The sequence below is a fragment of the Tabrizicola sp. YIM 78059 genome (assembly GCF_004959785.1).
Taxonomy (GTDB): domain Bacteria; phylum Pseudomonadota; class Alphaproteobacteria; order Rhodobacterales; family Rhodobacteraceae; genus Tabrizicola; species Tabrizicola caldifontis.
Genome location: NZ_SJZH01000001.1, coordinates 440,335 through 456,445 on the forward strand (window position 1 = coordinate 440,335; position 16,111 = coordinate 456,445).

18 protein-coding genes are annotated in these 16,111 nt (G+C 65.1%); 5 read left to right on the plus strand and 13 right to left on the minus strand.

Annotated elements, in window-relative coordinates; genetic code table 11:
• Nucleotides 1-7 precede the first annotated feature (7 nt).
• Entirely contained in the window at nt 8-439 is a 432-nt protein-coding gene (locus EZM81_RS02040; protein ID WP_136644587.1) for a TIGR01244 family sulfur transferase, read from the plus strand.
• 4 nt (nt 440-443) lie between these two features.
• Here the strand turns inward: EZM81_RS02040 and EZM81_RS02045 are convergent, their stop codons facing one another.
• The 11 genes from EZM81_RS02045 to EZM81_RS02095 form a co-directional block, all read right to left on the minus strand.
• On the minus strand, nt 444-1,409 hold the full coding sequence (locus EZM81_RS02045; protein WP_136644588.1) for a FliM/FliN family flagellar motor switch protein: 966 nt from the start codon (nt 1,407-1,409) through the stop codon (nt 444-446).
• A gap of 55 nt (nt 1,410-1,464) precedes the next feature.
• A complete protein-coding gene (locus EZM81_RS02050) occupies nt 1,465-4,149 on the minus strand; it encodes an ATP-binding protein (protein ID WP_136644589.1) in 2,685 nt (894 codons plus the stop codon).
• A gap of 1 nt (nt 4,150) precedes the next feature.
• Complete coding sequence (locus EZM81_RS02055) at nt 4,151-4,417, minus strand: hypothetical protein (RefSeq protein ID WP_136644590.1); 267 nt, start codon at nt 4,415-4,417, stop codon at nt 4,151-4,153.
• Between the two features lie 10 nt (nt 4,418-4,427).
• A complete protein-coding gene (locus tag EZM81_RS02060) occupies nt 4,428-4,790 on the minus strand; it encodes a response regulator transcription factor (protein WP_135449094.1) in 363 nt (120 codons plus the stop codon).
• Nucleotides 4,791-4,870: 80 nt separating this feature from the next.
• Nucleotides 4,871-6,148: a helix-turn-helix domain-containing protein gene (locus EZM81_RS02065; protein WP_136644591.1), complete on the minus strand. Its 1,278-nt coding sequence runs from the start codon at nt 6,146-6,148 to the stop codon at nt 4,871-4,873.
• Between the two features lie 308 nt (nt 6,149-6,456).
• Nucleotides 6,457-7,437: an ABC transporter substrate-binding protein gene (locus EZM81_RS02070; protein WP_136644592.1), complete on the minus strand. Its 981-nt coding sequence runs from the start codon at nt 7,435-7,437 to the stop codon at nt 6,457-6,459.
• Nucleotides 7,438-7,476: 39 nt separating this feature from the next.
• Complete coding sequence (locus tag EZM81_RS02075) at nt 7,477-8,322, minus strand: ABC transporter permease (RefSeq protein WP_136644593.1); 846 nt, start codon at nt 8,320-8,322, stop codon at nt 7,477-7,479.
• The gene (locus EZM81_RS02080) at nt 8,319-9,185 is read right to left on the minus strand and encodes an ABC transporter permease (protein WP_136644594.1); all 867 of its coding nucleotides are present in this window, start codon (nt 9,183-9,185) and stop codon (nt 8,319-8,321) included. Before EZM81_RS02080 ends, EZM81_RS02075 begins: the two co-directional genes overlap by 4 nt.
• Nucleotides 9,182-9,517: a hypothetical protein gene (locus EZM81_RS02085; protein ID WP_136644595.1), complete on the minus strand. Its 336-nt coding sequence runs from the start codon at nt 9,515-9,517 to the stop codon at nt 9,182-9,184. Before EZM81_RS02085 ends, EZM81_RS02080 begins: the two co-directional genes overlap by 4 nt.
• Nucleotides 9,518-10,096 carry a hypothetical protein gene (locus EZM81_RS02090; RefSeq protein ID WP_136644596.1) on the minus strand — a complete coding sequence of 193 codons (579 nt, stop codon included), beginning with the start codon at nt 10,094-10,096 and terminating at the stop codon, nt 9,518-9,520. It abuts the gene before it with no gap.
• Nucleotides 10,089-10,886 (minus strand): ABC transporter ATP-binding protein, encoded by a 798-nt coding sequence (locus tag EZM81_RS02095; RefSeq protein WP_135449087.1) that lies wholly within the window; start codon nt 10,884-10,886, stop codon nt 10,089-10,091. Before EZM81_RS02095 ends, EZM81_RS02090 begins: the two co-directional genes overlap by 8 nt.
• A gap of 83 nt (nt 10,887-10,969) precedes the next feature.
• On the opposite strand from EZM81_RS02095, the gene EZM81_RS18180 reads away from it, so the two are divergent.
• On the plus strand, nt 10,970-11,110 hold the full coding sequence (locus tag EZM81_RS18180) for a hypothetical protein (RefSeq protein WP_167850948.1): 141 nt from the start codon (nt 10,970-10,972) through the stop codon (nt 11,108-11,110).
• A 6-nt stretch (nt 11,111-11,116) separates the two neighbouring features.
• On the opposite strand, the gene hydA is transcribed toward EZM81_RS18180, so the two are convergent.
• Complete coding sequence (hydA, locus tag EZM81_RS02100) at nt 11,117-12,571, minus strand: dihydropyrimidinase (RefSeq protein WP_136644597.1); 1,455 nt, start codon at nt 12,569-12,571, stop codon at nt 11,117-11,119.
• A gap of 62 nt (nt 12,572-12,633) precedes the next feature.
• On the minus strand, nt 12,634-13,884 hold the full coding sequence (locus tag EZM81_RS02105; protein ID WP_136644598.1) for a Zn-dependent hydrolase: 1,251 nt from the start codon (nt 13,882-13,884) through the stop codon (nt 12,634-12,636).
• 121 nt (nt 13,885-14,005) lie between these two features.
• Between EZM81_RS02105 and EZM81_RS02110 the strand changes: the two genes are divergently transcribed.
• The 3 genes from EZM81_RS02110 (at nt 14,006) to EZM81_RS02120 (ending at nt 16,099) form a co-directional block, all read left to right on the plus strand.
• Nucleotides 14,006-14,653 (plus strand): TetR/AcrR family transcriptional regulator, encoded by a 648-nt coding sequence (locus EZM81_RS02110; protein ID WP_135449084.1) that lies wholly within the window; start codon nt 14,006-14,008, stop codon nt 14,651-14,653.
• A 9-nt stretch (nt 14,654-14,662) separates the two neighbouring features.
• Nucleotides 14,663-15,115, plus strand: coding sequence for a heme-degrading domain-containing protein (locus EZM81_RS02115; RefSeq protein WP_136644599.1), 453 nt, complete (start codon nt 14,663-14,665; stop codon nt 15,113-15,115).
• Between the two features lie 345 nt (nt 15,116-15,460).
• A complete protein-coding gene (locus EZM81_RS02120) occupies nt 15,461-16,099 on the plus strand; it encodes a TetR family transcriptional regulator C-terminal domain-containing protein (protein WP_136644600.1) in 639 nt (212 codons plus the stop codon).
• Nucleotides 16,100-16,111: the final 12 nt, after the last annotated feature.

A 16,111-nucleotide genomic window follows, 5' to 3' on the forward strand; every position in this document is an offset into this window, starting at 1 on the left:
GGAAGACATGGACATCCGTGCGATCACACCAGACTACGCCGTTTCCCCGCAGATCGAGCCTTCGGATCTGCCGGCCATCAAGGCTGCGGGTTATGTCACGGTGATCGACAACCGCCCCGATGGCGAGATTCCGCCCCATCTGCAGGCCGACGCGATGCGTGCTGCGGCCGAGGCGCTTGGTCTGGTTTTCGTCGTCAATCCGGTGATCGGGGGGATGCTGACCATGGACAACGTGGCGGCGCAGGGTGCGGCAATTGCGGCGTCCCGCGGTCCGGTCCTTGCCTATTGTGCCAGCGGCAACCGCAGCTCCATCGTCTGGGCGCTGAGCCAGGCCGGAAAGCGGCCGGTTGATGAACTGATCGCGCTGCCTGCGCGTTTCGGCTATCAGCTGGAACATCTGCGCCCGCAGATCGAGGCGCTGGCCCGGTCGGGCAGCTGAGGCATCAGCCGGCTGCGCGCCATTCCTCTTCCGCTTCGGTTGCCGCGTCCGCCGCGCCAGGCAGCACAGACTGCTCTGGCGATGGTGCCGGCCTGCTTGTCTGCGGTCCAATCGAAAGGATCTTGACCGCGCGCATCCCGCGCTTCTGGCCCAGCCGTGCGCGGGCAACACCGCGAGCGTCCAGGGTTTCAAGCGAAATGCTGTCAACCGTGGCCGAGGCCATTTCCAGCACATCGCCCGGCTTCAGGGCCATGATCCTGCCGATCGTCAGCCTTGCCCGCCCGATGACGGCGTCAAGCCGGCAATCGGCCAGTTCCACCTGCGCCGCAAGCGCAGCCGTAAACTGGGGGGCAGTCTCTTCCACCTCGGCCGATGACCAGGCGGGCCGGTCCCCCCGCCCGATGGCCGGCAAGATCAGGATTGCCTGACCGGTCCGGTTGCCGCCAAGCGCAACATCCGCAGTAAGGACGCGGTAATCCTCTTCCTCCAGGATCAGGGCCAGCGGGCGCACATCTTCCAGCCACGAAGCATAGCGGAAGCCACCGGCCCAGACGAAATCGGCCTCTTCCGCCAGCGCCTCATCCAGGAAGGCAAGCGCCTTGTCGATCACGCCGGACACCATGGCCGCGTCAATCCGCGTCGGGCGACGCGGCGGCGCAGGCTGCGACTGAAGCCGGCCGAGCGCCTGAATCTCGATGAAGGCGGCCGTCACTGCGGGCGAAAGCATCAGGGCCCCCAGCCCCCCGCGCGGCCCGTCCAGCAAAGCCACGAGGGCGCGATCCGGCGCACTGTCAAGAATCTCGGCCAGTCCGGCACGGGTGATCGCAAGGCGATCCACCCCCAGGTCGAGGCCGAGCGCCTCGCGCGCGGCGCGTGCCAGCGCAAGGCGCCAGCACCGGTCCACACCGGGCGCGCCATCTGCCTGGGACGGGCGGGCGCGGTCGATCTTGCGACGGATGACATGCGACATTCCGGCCCCCCTGTTGCAGCGCGGCCAGACTAGGTCGCCCGGCCTTGACAAAAGGTTAAGCTGCGGCCTTTTCCAGCCGCAGCGGCACGGTCACCCGGAAGGCAGCGCCGCCCTGCCCCGGCAGATAGGCGATGGAGCCGCCAAGGTTGGTCATAACCTCGCGACAGATCGCCAGACCCAACCCTGCCCCGCCCGCCCGGTTGGCATCGGTAAGCCGCGCGAATTTTTCGAAGATCAGCGCCTGGTTCTCTTTCGGGATGCCGCTGCCATTGTCGATGAAGTCGATCATCACGCGCCCCGCGCGCTGGCGTACCGCGATCCGCAATTCGGGGTTTTCGGCATCGCAATACTTGCGCGCATTCGAGATCAGGTTGATGAACACCTGGGTCAGCCTGTCGGCATCGGTCTTCAGATAGATCTGTTCCGAGGGCAGGTCGCGGTGGATCACGAAGCTGCGCTCGGGCCGGGTCTGGCGCGCTGCGGTCAGCGCGGTGTCGATCATCTGCTGCAGGTTCGCCATTTCCAGGTTCAGCTGCACCGTGCCGTTTTCCAGGACCGAAAGATCCAGCAGATCGTCCAGAAGCCGAGTTAGCCGCTTCGCCTCGTCATGGATGATCTTGCCATACTTTGCCACCATGTCCGGCGGAAGATCGCCTTCCGTCAGGATTTCCGAGAACGCCCGGATCGACGTCATCGGCGTGCGCAGTTCGTGGCTGATCTGGCTGAGGAAGGCGTCCTTCTGGATCGAAAGCTGGGTAAGCTTCTCGTTCGCTTCGCGCAGGGCCCCGGCGGTGCGGGTCAGCTCGGCCTCGCGGGCCTCGAGCTGGGCGGAGTATTCCATGATCTGAGCGGATTCGCTGGCCACCGCCATCAGATCCTCGACCGTCACCATCGCGCGGCCGACCAGTTGGCTGATCATCGCGTGTGCCGTCGCGGCACCGACCGAACCTGACAGGCGTGCCTCGAGCGTATCAAGGAAGGCCGGTGTAGGATCGGGCAGGAAACCCTCCTTGCCCTGATCGCGGGCGGCCGACTGAAACAGGGTCAACGCCGCCTCCTCGCCCAGGATACGCTGCGCCATGGTCAGCAGCGCCTCTGGCTCTGCCTGACCGCGTGCCCAGCGTTGCGGGCCGGCGCCGCCGTCGAAGACGTTGACGAAGGCTGCCCCTTGCAGGCGTTCCACCGGTCCCGGGAAGGTCAATAACGAACCGAGGCAGAAGGCCGCGGTGTTCAGCGTCATCGACCAGAAAAGCGCATGTGTAAGGGGGTCCATCGCCTCGGTGCCGAACAGCGCGTGGGGGCGCAGCCAGGACAGTCCGAAAAGCCCCTGCTGGAAGACGGCTTCCGACAGCGCCGCCCCGGGCCCGAAGGACGGCAGGAACGAGGCAAAGGCCCAGACCGCAAAGCCGGTGACCAGCCCGCACATCGCCCCGACACGGGTCGCCCCGCGCCAGAACAGGCCCCCGATCAGCGCAGGCAGAACCTGCGCCACACCCAGAAAGGCAATCAAGCCGATGGCCGCAAGCGCCGCCGAACCGCCAGAGACGTGATAGTAGCCATACCCCAGCGCCAGAACCGCCGCGATGGCGATGCGTCGCGCGCGCAGCACGACGACACGCAGATCGTCGCCCGCACCGGCCGTCGGATGCCAACGCAGCCAAAGCGGAATCACGATGTGGTTGGAAATCATCGTGGCCAGCGCGATGGATTCGACGATGACCATCGAGGTGGCCGAAGAGAACCCGCCAAGGAAGGCCAGCATGGCCAGGCTGCCCTGCCCTTCTGCCAGCGGCAGGGTCAGCACGAACATGTCGGGGTTGGATCCCGCCGGCATCCGCTCAAGTCCCACCACGGCGATGGGCACGATGAACAGGCTCATCAGCATCAGATACAGCGGAAAGGCCCAGCTGGCGCGGGCCAGGTGCCCCTCGTCATCGTTTTCCACGACCATGACCTGAAACATCCGTGGCAGGGTGATGACTGCCACGGCCGAAAGGAAGATCAGCCCCGTCCATCGCCCCGGCTGCACCTGCCACGCGTTCAGATGTGCCGCGTCGATCCTGGCGATGATGTCGGAAACGCCCCCGGCGATTCCCCAGACGACAAAGGCCCCGACCGCGAGAAGGGCAACCAGCTTCACCACTGCCTCGACGGCAATTGCCGTGACGATGCCGTGGTGCTGTTCCTTCGCGTCCAGATTTCGGGTGCCGAACAGGATGGTGAACAGGGCAAGCCCCACAGCCACCCAGATCGCCGTGCTGCCGGCATCGAGGGGCGCCTGTCCGTCAGGTGCGGCGCTGGCAAAGACGCCGAAGCTCAGCACCACCGATTGCAGTTGCAGCGCGATGTAGGGCGTGGCCGCAACAACCGCGATCAGGGTGACGATCACCCCCAGCGTGTTCGACTTTCCGAAGCGCGAGGAGATCAGGTCCGCGATCGACGTGACCCGGTATTGCCGCCCGATCCTGACCAGCTTTCGCAAGAGCCACCACCAGCCGACGAAGACCAGCGTCGGGCCGAAATAGATCGTCAGGAACTCCAGCCCCGACCGCGCCGCATAGCCGACCGCACCATAGAAGGTCCAGGCGGTGCAGTAGATCGACAGCGAAAGCGTATAGACCAGTGGCGAGCGCAGCCAGCCCAGCCGCCCGATCAGCGCCCGGCGCTCGACAAGGAAGGCTACGGTAAACAGGAAGATGACATACAGCAGGCAGGCCGCCACCAGAAGGTTGAAGGGCATGTCAGTCCTCCTCCTCCTCGGGCTGTTGTTCATCGGCGCGCAGGCCCGGGGCAAAGGCAGCCGCAAGACCGATCAGGATCAGCCAGACAGCAAAGAAGTAGATGACATCAGCCGAACTCAGGCTGACCTCTGCCTTCGGTGTCCACAAGAGCGGCACCAGAAGAAGAAGAAACATCCCCACCACCGGCAGAAGCCGCGCCGCATCCCGCAGGCGGCGGCGGCGGTAGGGCGCCCGGGCAAGGAACAGAGGCGGTTTCACCCGGGCCATCGCACAACCCCTAGCGCCCCACAAGCGCGCGCACTTCAGCCACTATTTCGGCATTCGAGAAGGGCTTGGATATGAAGCGGTCGGCCCCGGCCTGCTCGGCAAGTTCCCGGTCGCGGCCGCGCGCCGTCAGCATCATCACCGGCAGTGCGCGGGTTTCGGGATCAGCACGCAGCGCAGCCAGGATTTCCAGCCCGGACATGCCTGGCAGCATGAGGTCGAGGATCAGCAGGTCGGGACGGTCGGCGCGCACCCGCTCCAGAACCTCGGTGCCCTGGGCAAGATGGCTGACCCTCCAGCCTTCCCGCGACAGGATGAAGCGCATCGCCTCGGCGATGTTCGGCTCGTCCTCGATGAGGAGCACATGCAATGTCACCGGTTCCCCCCCCGGGCGGGCTTGGCGCCGCCCCTGATTCACTATCCGCAGAACCGGCCCGCCTGTCAAAACCGGATGCGTCAGAGGGCAAGGCTCAGGATCGAGGGTTCCCGCCGTGCCGGGCATTCGGCCCTGGCACAAACGCGGCAGCTGGACCCGACAGGCAAAGCCGCACCAGCCCCCGGCTCTGCCGGAAGAATCAACATGGCCGCCGCCCTCAGTTCGGGTCCGCGCAGGCCTTGCGGATGTTGCATTTGGCCCCAGGCCACCGTTCGGAAGGTCCGTCCGCCCTGTCCGGCGATCGAAACCAGCACCTCGACCGGCTGGCCCGGTCGGCCGAGTGCCGTGTAAAGCGGCCACAGCGGGCAAGCCGCACCGAAGCGCGGCAACGGAAACCCCGAAGCGGGCTTGCGAAAGGTCAGCGTGCCCGATCCGTCGCAGATCACCAGTCCCGCCGCGACATCGGACCGAAGCGCCAGCCGCCGCATGACCGTCAAGGGATCAGCGCCGAAACGGTCGGCCAGCGACAGGGGGTCTGGTCCGGTGACGGCAAGGGCTGCGGCGAACGCGGTCTCGGGCAGCGCGCGCGCATCGGCGGCGGCTCCGGCCAGAAGCCTTTGCGCCAGACTGCGTGCTGCAGTAGAAGCCAGCGCGGCGACATCATCCCTGCACCCCGAGGCCAATTCTGCATCGGTAAAGATCCAGCCTCGGCGGTTCAGCCAGTCCTCCACCTCTTCCTGCGGAGACGCGATGCCCTGTTCGGCGATTCCGCTGCCTGCATCCAGATAGGCAACAAGCGCTTCTGCACCTGCTGCCAGCCGTTCGCTGTCATGGTGCAGGTTCCTGTGGAAGCGCGAGGCCCATTGCGGATCAAGGTCTTCCGTCTCGGCAAGAATTGCTGCTGTGGCCCGCACCGAGGACAGCGACGACAGCACCTCGTGCAGCGCCTGCGACAGGTGGGGGTCATGGCTCATCCGGTCGTTCAGAGCTTCGACCGCGCGTTCCAGCATCTGCACGCGCCGGTCCAGCGCCACCAGAAGCTCGGCCCAGCCGGGAAAGCGGCTGACCAACTCCTCGGCCCGGTCGAGTTCTGCAAGCGTCGGTGTCGCACGCGATGCGGCAGCCCGCAGATCCTCGACCAGTGCCGCATCCTCGCCACCGGCCAGTGCGGCACGGTCCAGGCCCAGAATGCCGGCCAGCCGGTCGATCAGCTCGGGCGAAACCTTGCGCCGGTTGTGTTCGATCAGGTTCAGGTAGCTGGCCGAAATTCCGGCCGCCTCTGCCACGTCAGCCTGCCGCAGGCCCGCGGCCAGCCTTCGTTCGCGCAGACGTGTTCCTGTCAGGGTGGACAGCGGCATCGGAACGAATTCCCGGAAGCATTTACAGGATGAGTCCCGATTTACAATGCATAGTCAACCAGTGCCAAGCCCCGCGAAGCTTTCCCGCGGGCTGCCTGCGACAGTGCGGGATCAGTCCTTCACCGGGGCAAGCAGCACCCTTTCCACAGCTCGGTGCATCAGGCATGTGCCGCCGAATGGCCCTGTCCGCGCAGGAAGGTCGGCACGTCATGAGAAAGGGCGGACGCAACCCACGGCCGCGCCCGCCCGCTTCAGCAGCGTCCAGCGATCAGTTCGCCAGCGCCTTGTCNTTCAGCAGCGTCCAGCGATCAGTTCGCCAGCGCCTTGTCGGTGATCATGTGGGTCCAGGCCCCTTCCGGCGCCTTCGAGATCACCGGGTCGGACCCGCCGGCCAGCAGCGTGGCCACCGTGCGTTCGTAGTCGGCCGGATCGAGTGCCCCGTTCGAGCCGGCGGTCAGCTTGGCCACCTCGCCCATCATCCGCTTCTGGTGGGCCTCGGTCTGGGCACCGGTCTGGTCGTTCTCCAGCACGATCATCGCTGCCTCGTCCGGGTTCTCCTCGGCATATTTCCAGCCCTTCATGCTGGCACGGACGAACTTGACCATCGTCTCCTGAAAGGCAGGGTCGGCCAGCCGGTCCTCAAGCACATAAAGCCCGTCCTCCAGCGTCGCCACGCCCTGATCCTCATACTTGAAGGTCACCAGGTCGTCGGGGCTGATGCCGGCGTCGATCACCTGCCAGTATTCGTTGTAGGTCATGGTCGAGATGCAGGCGGCCTGCTTCTGCAGCAAGGGGTCCACGTTGAAACCCTGCTTCAGCACGGTCACGCCACCAGGGCTCCCGTCGGTCTTGAAGCCGAGCTGGCTCATCCAGGACAGGAAGGGGTATTCGTTGCCGAAGAACCAGACCCCCAGCGTCTTGTCGGCGAAATCCTTGGGCTCCTTGATCCCCGTCTCCTTCAGGCAGGTCAGCATCATGCCCGAGGACTTGAAGGGCTGGGCGATGTTCACCAGCGGCAGGCCCTTTTCCCGCGCGGCGAGCGCAGCGGGCATCCACTCCACCACCACATCGGCCCCGCCGCCCGCAATCACCTGGGTCGGCGCGATGTCCGGGCCGCCCGGCAGGATGGTGACGTTCAGGCCCTCCTCTTCATAGAAGCCCTTGTCCTTGGCGACATAATAGCCAGCGAACTGGGCCTGGGTCACCCATTTCAGCTGCAGCTTCACATCCTCGGCGTTGGCGCCAGAGGCTGCCGCTGCCAGGAAGGCCGCCGTGATCAGTCTCTTCATCTTCGTTCTCCCGTGTTGAGCCCGTATCCCGGGCCTTTGTTAATGCCGTTGCGACGGATGCCAGAATGTCACCCACCGTTCGATCAGCGCGATCAGACCATAGAAGGCCGAACCCGCCAAGGCCGCCACCGCAATCTCGGCCCAGACCATGTCAAGGCCAAGCCGCCCGACCTCGGTCGAGATGCGGAACCCCATGCCGTAGATCGGACTGCCGAAGAATTCGGCAACGATGGCCCCGATCAGGGCCAGAGTCGATGCAATTTTAAGCCCATTGAAGACGAAGGGCATCGCCGCCGGCAGGCGCAGTTTGATGAGGCTCTGCCAGTAGCTTGCCCCCCAGGTGGCCATCAGGTCGCGCTGCATCCGCTCGCTCGCCTGAAGACCGGCAACGATGTTCACCAGCATCGGGAAGAACACCATGACCACCACGACCGCCGCCTTCGACTGCCAGTCGAACCCGAACCACATCACCAGGATCGGCGCCAGGCCGACGATGGGCAGCGCGGCCACGAAGTTTCCGATTGGCAAAAGCCCGCGCTGCAGGAATGGTGAACGGTCGATGGCGATGGCGGTCAGGAACGCCGCACCGCAGCCGATCAGGAAGCCCGGAATTGCCCCCCGGAGGATCGTCTGCGCAAAATCCTGCCACAGGACCGGCATAGAGGTCGAAATCTTCGTGGCGATGGCCGATGGCGCCGGAAGGATCACCGGGGCGACCCCCAGGCCCCGCACCAATCCCTCCCACAAGACCAGGACTGTCGCGCCGAAGATCAGCGGAACCAGCGCGCGGCCGAACCCCCTTCGCGACAGCGGTTGCCCCGCCAGCCAGACATTCAACGCCCAGGCGCCCAGCCAGACGGCGACAGCGATCCAGAGTGCGCTCATGCCGGAACCCCCATGCGCCTGCGTGCCAGCCGTTCCACCAGCCCCACGGTCACGATCAGCAGCCCTGCCAGGATCGCCGCCGCGAACAGTGCCGCCCACATGATCAGCGGCTCGCCGAACTGCGATCCGATCAACATCCGCGCGCCCAGGCCCTCGATCGCGCCGGTCGGCAGCTCGCCCACGATGGTTCCGACAAGGCTTGCGGCGACCGCCACCTTGAGCGAGGCGAAGAAATACGGCATCGAGGCTGGCAACCGCAGCTTCAGGAAGGTTTCGGTCTGGCTTGCGCTGTAGGTCTTCAGCAGATCAAGCTGCATCTGGTCCGGTGCCCGCAACCCTTTCACCATGCTGACCAGTACCGGAAAGAAGGACAGATAGGCCGCGATGATCGCCTTGGGCACATCGCGCCCCGAAATGCCCAGCTGGCTGGACAAGGTGATGATCATCGGCGCCAGCGCAACGATGGGAATGGTCTGGCTGATGATCGCCCAGGGCATCACGCTCTGGTCCATCACGCGGAAGCGCACGATGGCCATGGCCAGAAGCACGCCCACGATGATCCCAAGGCCGAACCCCGTCATCGTGCCCTTGAAGGTGACATAGCCGTGATAGACCAGGCTGCGCTTCGATGTGACGGCCTGTCCGAAGAGGCCCTTCCAAAGCTCTGCCCCCACCTGGTGCGGCGGTGGCAGAAGCGGGCGCGTCTGGTTCATCGTCTGGGGGATCACCTCTGCCCAGGTCACCTGCTGACCGGCGCGCTCTGCCTGGTCATAGACCCATTTCGCGTTCATCCAGACCGCAGCGGCATACCAGATCGCCACGATCCCGGCGAGGACGGTCAGGACGGGAAGCGCCCGGCTCATGCCCTGCCTCCCTGCGGCCAGGCGATCATCGCCACTGCCACCACACCCAGCGCCATGCCGGCCAGTTGCAGCGGCGAGGGGCGCTCGCCAAACACCACGATCGCCATCAGCGAGATGGCAACCAGCTGGAAGATCGCCGACAGCGCAATCGCCAGCCCCAACCCGTTTGCCCGCATCACCTGCACCATCAGCCAGTTGCCGACACAGAACAACGCCAGCGCGCCGACCAGCACCGGCCAGCCGCCCTTGACGGCATAGGTCTTCAGGACGCCATTTGCCGCCACGAACACCGCCGTCGCGGCCGAAAGCCACAGAAAGCTGATCCCGCCCATCTAGAGACCTCGGTCCTTGTCACGCTTTTCCTTCACGTTGATCGCCACGATCACCGCATACATCGCCAGAAACCCGACAAACATCAGCCCGGCCTCGCCAAACGGCCGCCCCTTCAGCCAGTCGTCCACCACCAGCACGGCCACCGCAACGGTGCAGAACAGCCAGATCGCCGTGATGATGATCATCTCGCGCCAAAAGGCCTGGCGCCGCTTCTTCTGCGCCGCCGTCTCGCGCTTCTTGCGCGTCGAGGGTGGGGGAACCGCGTCGGGCGAGACTTCATCGCTGTCGACGAAAACCTCGCCCCGCCGGAAGGCCGCCAGCCGCTTCCACAGAAGCCAGATCTCATGGCCGAGGATCAGCGGTACCAGGACCAGCGCCATGGCCTTGATCCAGATGTAGTCCCACCAGTTGCGCGGGTTCAGGCTCACCTCTTCCAGCGCGACGAAGAGCGCCACGACCGCGACGCCCAGCACGATCACCAGCGCAAAACCCGTCTCGCGCGCAAAGGCCCCCCAGGCCTCGGCCGGGGTCCTGGGCGTCACGCGGCGCCCGCGCCAGGCGCGGCGGGTCTCAGTCATCCTGATGTCCCGCCCTCAGCCCCTCGCGCACGCGGTGGGCTATCTCGATGAACTCGCGGCTGTCGCGGATGTCGAGCGGGCGCTCTTTCGGCAGCGGGCTGTCGATCACATCGGTGATCCGGCCCGGACGCGGCGACATCACTACGATCTTGGTCGAAAGATAGACCGCCTCGGGGATCGAATGCGTGACGAAGCCGATGGTCTTGCCGGTGCGCGCCCAGAGCTTCAGCACTTCCTCGTTCAGCCGGTCGCGAACGATCTCGTCCAGGGCGCCGAAGGGTTCGTCCATCAAGAGGATGTCGGCATCGAAGGCCAGCGCCCGCGCGATCGAGGCGCGCTGCTGCATGCCCCCCGACAGCTGCCACGGGAACTTCTTGCCGAAACCCTTCAGCTCCACCAGCTCCAGCACCCGTTCGGTTCGTTCTTCCTGCTCGGCCTTCGGGAACCCCATGATCTCCAGCGGCAACCTGATGTTCCCGGCGATCGTCCGCCACGGATACAGCCCTGCCGCCTGGAACACATAGCCATAGGCGCGCTTCTGGCGTGCCTCGTCCGGGGTCATGCCGTTCACTGTCAGCGTTCCCGAGGTCGGATGCTCCAGCGCCGCGATGCAGCGCAGGAAGGTGGTCTTGCCGCAGCCCGAAGGCCCGATGAAGCTGACGAAATCGCCCTTGCCGATCGTCAGGTTCACGTCCTTCAACGCCTGCACCGGCCCGTCCGATGTCTGAAAGACAAGGTTCAGCCCCTTCGCCTCGATCACCGGCTGGTCCAGACTTTTCGTGTCCTTCACACCCACATTCCTTCACATTCCCGTTGTCGGCCCGTGCGATCCTGCCATTGGCTTACCATCTGAAGCACGAAAGGAGGACCGCCATGCTTTATGACACCTTGCAGACGACCCTCGCTTTTGCGCCGCAGCCCGAGGATCTGGAAGACATCCACTTCGACGCCCCCGTCATCGCCTTCCACCCGCCCGCAGCGGATGACGAGGAAAGCGAGCCAGGAGAGCCCTGACACCTCTCACACCCCCGTTGCCGGGATACCCGTCCGTTCGACGGGCCGCGGCGCGGTCAGATCCTTCCATTGGGTCAGTGCCCGGTTAACCGCCGGGCGCGCCTCACGCGCGACGAACCTGCCGTGGCCTTCCTGCGTGCGCACCTCGCCGTCGTGGATGGCGACATGGCCGCGGGTCAGGGTAAAGCGCGGCAAGCCCTTCACCTTGTGGCCCTCGAACACGTTATAGTCGATCTTCGACTGCTGTGTGGCGGCCGAGATGGTCTTTTCCTTCTCGGGATCCCACACGACCAGGTCGGCATCCGCGCCAACAAGAACCGCGCCCTTCTTCGGATAGCAGTTCAGGATCTTCGCGATATTGGTTGAGGTTACGGCGACAAATTCGTTCGGCGTCAGCCGCCCCGTGTTCACCCCGTGGGTCCAGAGCATCGGCATCCGGTCCTCCAGGCCCCCCGTCCCGTTCGGGATCTTCGAGAAATCGCCCCGGCCGAACCGCTTCTGTTCGGTGGTAAAGCTGCAATGGTCCGTGGCCACGACCGAGAGCGAGCCGCTCATCAGCCCGGCCCAGAGGCTGTCCTGATGCTGCTTGTTGCGGAAGGGCGGGCTCATCACGCGGCGGGCGGCGTGGTCCCAGTCGGGGTGGAAGTATTCGGACTCGTCCAGCGTCAGGTGCTGGATCAGGGGCTCGCCCCAGACCCGCTTGCCCGCCGCCCGCGCCCGACGGATCGCCTCATGCGCGTCCTCGCAGGAGACGTGGACGACGTAGAGCGGCACGCCGGCCATGTCAGCGATCATGATCGCGCGGTTCGTGGCCTCGCCCTCCACCTGCGGCGGGCGGGAATAGGCGTGGCCCTCGGGACCGGTGTTGCCCTCTTTGAGAAGCTTCGCCGTCAGTTCCGCCACCACATCGCCGTTCTCGGCATGGACCATGGCAAGGCCGCCAAGGTCGCCCACGCGGCGGAAGCTGTTGAACAGCTCATCGTCATTGACCATGAGCGCGCCCTTGTAGGCCATGAAATGCTTGAAACTGGTGATCCCGGCCTTGACCGAGTCCTCGATCCCCTGCCAGACCTTCTCGCCCCACCAGGTGACGGCCATGTGGTAGGAATAGTCGCAGGTCGCGCGGGTGGACTTGTTCGACCAGACCTTTGCCGCATCCATCAGGTCCTGACCCTGCCCCGGCAGGATGAAATCGACGACCATCGTGGTCCCTCCACTCAGTGCCGCCCGGGTGCCGCTTTCGAAGTCATCCGCCGAGTAGGTGCCCATGAAGGGCATCTCCAGATGCGTATGCGGGTCGATGCCGCCGGGCATGACGTAGCAGCCGCTGGCATCCAGAACCTTGTCACCCTTCAGGCCCTGCCCGATCTCGACGATCACGCCGCCCTCGATCTTCACGTCGGCCACATAGGTCAGGTCCGCCGTGACGACCGTCCCGCCCTTGATCACCGTCGAAGCCATCGAACCTCTCCCTGCTTTCATCTTTACGATCGTTTGCTCAGCCCCGCGCCCTGATTGCGCAGTCAGGCGACGACCTCCGCCACCTCAAGGCAGGCATGCAGCAGCACGTCCGTCCCCGCCGCGGCCCATTCCGGGCTGATCTCCTCTGCCTCGTTGTGGGAAAGCCCGTCCACGCAGGGGCACATGATCATCACCGTGGGCGCGACGCGGTTGATCCAACATGCGTCGTGGCCGGCGCCGCTGACAATGTCCATGTGGGAATATCCCAGCTTTTCAGCAGCTTGCCTGACGACCTTCACCAAGCCGGGGTCGAAGGTGACGGGGTCGAAATGGCCCACCGGCTCGATCTCGCAGCCAAGGCCCAGCTCGCGTGCCACCGCGTGGGCCGCGCGTTCCACCTCGGCGCGCATCGCGTCGAGCTTGGCCTGCTCTGGGCTGCGGATGTCCACCGTGAACACCGCCTTGCCGGGAATCACGTTGCGCGAGTTCGGCCAGACGTTGCACTGGCCCACGGCCCCCACGGCGTTCGGCTGGTGGCTCATTGCGATCTGGTGGACCCGTTCCGTGATCCGCGCCATGCCGAGGCCGGCATTCACCCGCATGTGCATCGGCGTCGATCCTGTATGCGCCTCTTTTCCCGTCAAGGTGATCTGTAGCCACCACAGACCCTGACCATGGGTCACGACGCCGATGTCCTTGCCCTCGGCCTCGAGAATCGGGCCCTGCTCGATGTGAAGTTCCAGCATCGCATGCATCTTGCGCGCACCGACCTTCTCGTCGCCCTCCCAGCCGATGCGGGCCAGCTCGTCGCCGAACCGCTTGCCTTCCGCATCGCGGCGGTCCTTGGCCCAGGCCTCGTCATGCATGCCGGCAAAGACGCCCGAGGCCAGCATCGCCGGGGCAAAGCGCGTACCTTCCTCGTTCGTCCAGTTCGTTACCACGATCGGGCGGCGGGTCTTCACCCCCATGTCGTTCAGCGTGCGCACGACTTCCAGAGCACCCAGGACTCCGAGCACCCCGTCGTACTTGCCGCCCGTGGGCTGGGTGTCGAGGTGGCTTCCCATGTAGACCGGCAGCGCCTCGGGGTCGGTGCCCGAACGGGTGGCGAACATGTTGCCCATGGTATCGACGCCCATGGTCAGGCCGGCCGCCTTGCACCAGGAGGCAAAGAGGTGCCGCCCCTCGCCATCGGCATCGGTCAGGGTCTGGCGGTTGTTGCCGCCCGCCACGCCCGGGCCGATCTTCGCCATCTCCATCAGGCTGTCCCACAGCCGCACGGAATTGATCCGCAGGTTGTCCCCGGTTGCTGGCATCTTACTCTCCCTGTTCGCGCCGGGACCATCCTGCCCCTTGCCGCGACTCGTTTCCTGACCGTATGGTCAAGATGAAACGCATCACAACCTGACCAGACGGTCAACAAAAATCCGGGGAGCGATGAGCGGCGACGCCCAGATTTCACGCATCAGGCCCGGCCGCCGCACTGATATCCGGCGCGAGAACGAACGCGCGATCCTGGATGCAGCCGAGAAGGTCTTTGCCGAGGCCGGTTTCGGTGGTGCTACCATGCAGCTGATCGCCGACATGGCCGGGTTGCCCAAGGCGAACCTGCACTACTATTTCGCCACCAAGGAGGATCTGTATCGCCGAGTGGTGCAACAGATCTTCGAAATCTGGCTGGATGCGGCGTCAAGCTTCGATGATGCGCCGGGGCCGGTCGAGGGGATCGGTGCCTACATCGATGCCAAGATGGATATCTCGCGTCGCCATCCGCACGGGTCCAAGGTCTGGGCGTCAGAGGTCATGCACGGCGCTCCGGTGATCCAGGACTATCTGGAAACCACGCTGCGTGACTGGACCGAAGGACGGATCGCGGTGATCCAGCGCTGGATCGACGAAGGCAAGATGCGGCCGGTCAACCCGCGGCATCTGCTGTACATGCTTTGGGCTACGACCCAGCACTACGCCGACTTCAGCCACCAGATCCAGACGCTGAATGGCGGCAAGCCACTTACCGACAGGCAATGGGCCGAGGCGAAGGCCAGCGTGAAGGACATGGTCCTGCGCGGGATCGGCGCGATATAGGAGAGCGCGATGGACAGTGACGACCTTGAAGCCGAATACGCCGGGCTGGAACTTGCCCGGTTCGACGAAACCTCGGCGCTGCGGCTGGGCGAAATCCTGATCGACCTTGCCCTGGCCGAGGATCTGGGCGTGGTGATCGACATCCGCACCGCAGACCGGACGCTGTTCCACGCCGCGCTGCCGGGCTCTGCCCCGCTGAACGATCTTTGGGCGCGGCGCAAGTCGAACACGGCGCTGGTCTTCCAGCTGCCCACGCTTCTGGTCGCACAGCGCAACAGGGCCAGGGGCCAGACGCTCGACCGGCACGGGCTGGCACCGGCCGATTTCGCAGACAGCGGCGGGGCGGTGCCCATCCGGGTCAGGGGGGCAGGCGTCGTCGCCGTGGCCACCGTCTCTGGCCTTACTCAGGAAGAGGATCACAGGCTGGTCGTACGCGGCCTTCGGGCCCTTATGGCAGTATAGGGCGAACCGGAAACCATCGTGCCGTGACGGTTGCCAGACATCCGGTCGCGAATGGCCGGGCGATCTGTCCTGAACCTGCGACGGCTGACCGCATCCCCCTTGCAACCAAGAAGCGCGCGCCTATGTCGCCAAGAAACATCAAGGGAGATCAACATGTTCACTGGCCTCAAGCGTTCGCTCCTGGTCATTGTCGCCATGGTAACCATCATTCCCTGGGGGATGATTCAGCTGGTGCAGTAGGCCATCGGTCAGGCCGGGTCAGAAGGGACGGAGCGGGCGAATGGTTTGACCCGGCACGCGCCTGCACGCTATCCAGTGAGGCACAGTGATCAGTTCCGTGACCGCATGTCAGCCACCACCCGCCCCCGTACCCGCATCCAGCAGAAGAATCGCGAAGCCATCCTCGATGCCGCGCTGGAGGTGTTTTCCCAGCACGGGTACCGGGGTGCAACTCTGGACCAGATCGCCGAGGTGGCGGGCCTGTCCAAACCGAACCTGCTTTATTACTTCCCGTCGAAAGAGGCGGTGCACAAGGCGCTGCTGACCGGTCTTCTGGATACCTGGCTTGATCCGCTGCGGGCGATGGATCCGGCCGGAGATCCGTTAGCCGAAGTCATGTCCTATGTCCGCCGCAAGCTAGACCTGGCCCGCGACTACCCGCGGGAAAGCCGCCTTTTTGCCGGGGAAATCCTGCAAGGTGCCCCCAGAATGCGTGAGGTGATCGAGGGCGATCTGCGCGAACTGGTCGCCGAAAAGGCGCGTATCCTTGCCCACTGGATGGACGAAGGCCGCATTGCCCGCGTTGATCCGGTGCATCTGATCTTCTCGATCTGGGCGCTTACGCAGCATTACGCCGATTTCGATGTTCAGATCCGGGCCGTGCTTGGCCCCGGCCACGATCCCTTTGCCGAGGCCGGCACCTTCCTGGAAACCCTGTTCCAGCGGCTGCTGACCCCGGCCGTGCCCCGGACTCCCGGTAATTGAAGCATCTGCAGC

Bases quoted from the DNA above. Each gene is read 5' to 3' on its own strand.
- EZM81_RS02040 (WP_136644587.1), top strand. From the start codon at position 8: ATGGACATCCGTGCGATCACACCAGACTACGCCGTTTCCCCGCAGATC.
- EZM81_RS02045 (WP_136644588.1), bottom strand. From the start codon at position 1,409: ATGTCGCATGTCATCCGTCGCAAGATCGACCGCGCCCGCCCGTCCCAG.
- EZM81_RS02050 (WP_136644589.1), bottom strand. From the start codon at position 4,149: ATGCCCTTCAACCTTCTGGTGGCGGCCTGCCTGCTGTATGTCATCTTC.
- EZM81_RS02055 (WP_136644590.1), bottom strand. From the start codon at position 4,417: ATGGCCCGGGTGAAACCGCCTCTGTTCCTTGCCCGGGCGCCCTACCGC.
- EZM81_RS02065 (WP_136644591.1), bottom strand. From the start codon at position 6,148: ATGCCGCTGTCCACCCTGACAGGAACACGTCTGCGCGAACGAAGGCTG.
- EZM81_RS02070 (WP_136644592.1), bottom strand. From the start codon at position 7,437: ATGAAGAGACTGATCACGGCGGCCTTCCTGGCAGCGGCAGCCTCTGGC.
- EZM81_RS02075 (WP_136644593.1), bottom strand. From the start codon at position 8,322: ATGAGCGCACTCTGGATCGCTGTCGCCGTCTGGCTGGGCGCCTGGGCG.
- EZM81_RS02080 (WP_136644594.1), bottom strand. From the start codon at position 9,185: ATGAGCCGGGCGCTTCCCGTCCTGACCGTCCTCGCCGGGATCGTGGCG.
- EZM81_RS02085 (WP_136644595.1), bottom strand. From the start codon at position 9,517: ATGGGCGGGATCAGCTTTCTGTGGCTTTCGGCCGCGACGGCGGTGTTC.
- EZM81_RS02090 (WP_136644596.1), bottom strand. From the start codon at position 10,096: ATGACTGAGACCCGCCGCGCCTGGCGCGGGCGCCGCGTGACGCCCAGG.
- EZM81_RS18180 (WP_167850948.1), top strand. From the start codon at position 10,970: ATGCTTTATGACACCTTGCAGACGACCCTCGCTTTTGCGCCGCAGCCC.
- hydA (WP_136644597.1), bottom strand. From the start codon at position 12,571: ATGGCTTCGACGGTGATCAAGGGCGGGACGGTCGTCACGGCGGACCTG.
- EZM81_RS02105 (WP_136644598.1), bottom strand. From the start codon at position 13,884: ATGCCAGCAACCGGGGACAACCTGCGGATCAATTCCGTGCGGCTGTGG.
- EZM81_RS02110 (WP_135449084.1), top strand. From the start codon at position 14,006: ATGAGCGGCGACGCCCAGATTTCACGCATCAGGCCCGGCCGCCGCACT.
- EZM81_RS02115 (WP_136644599.1), top strand. From the start codon at position 14,663: ATGGACAGTGACGACCTTGAAGCCGAATACGCCGGGCTGGAACTTGCC.
- EZM81_RS02120 (WP_136644600.1), top strand. From the start codon at position 15,461: ATGTCAGCCACCACCCGCCCCCGTACCCGCATCCAGCAGAAGAATCGC.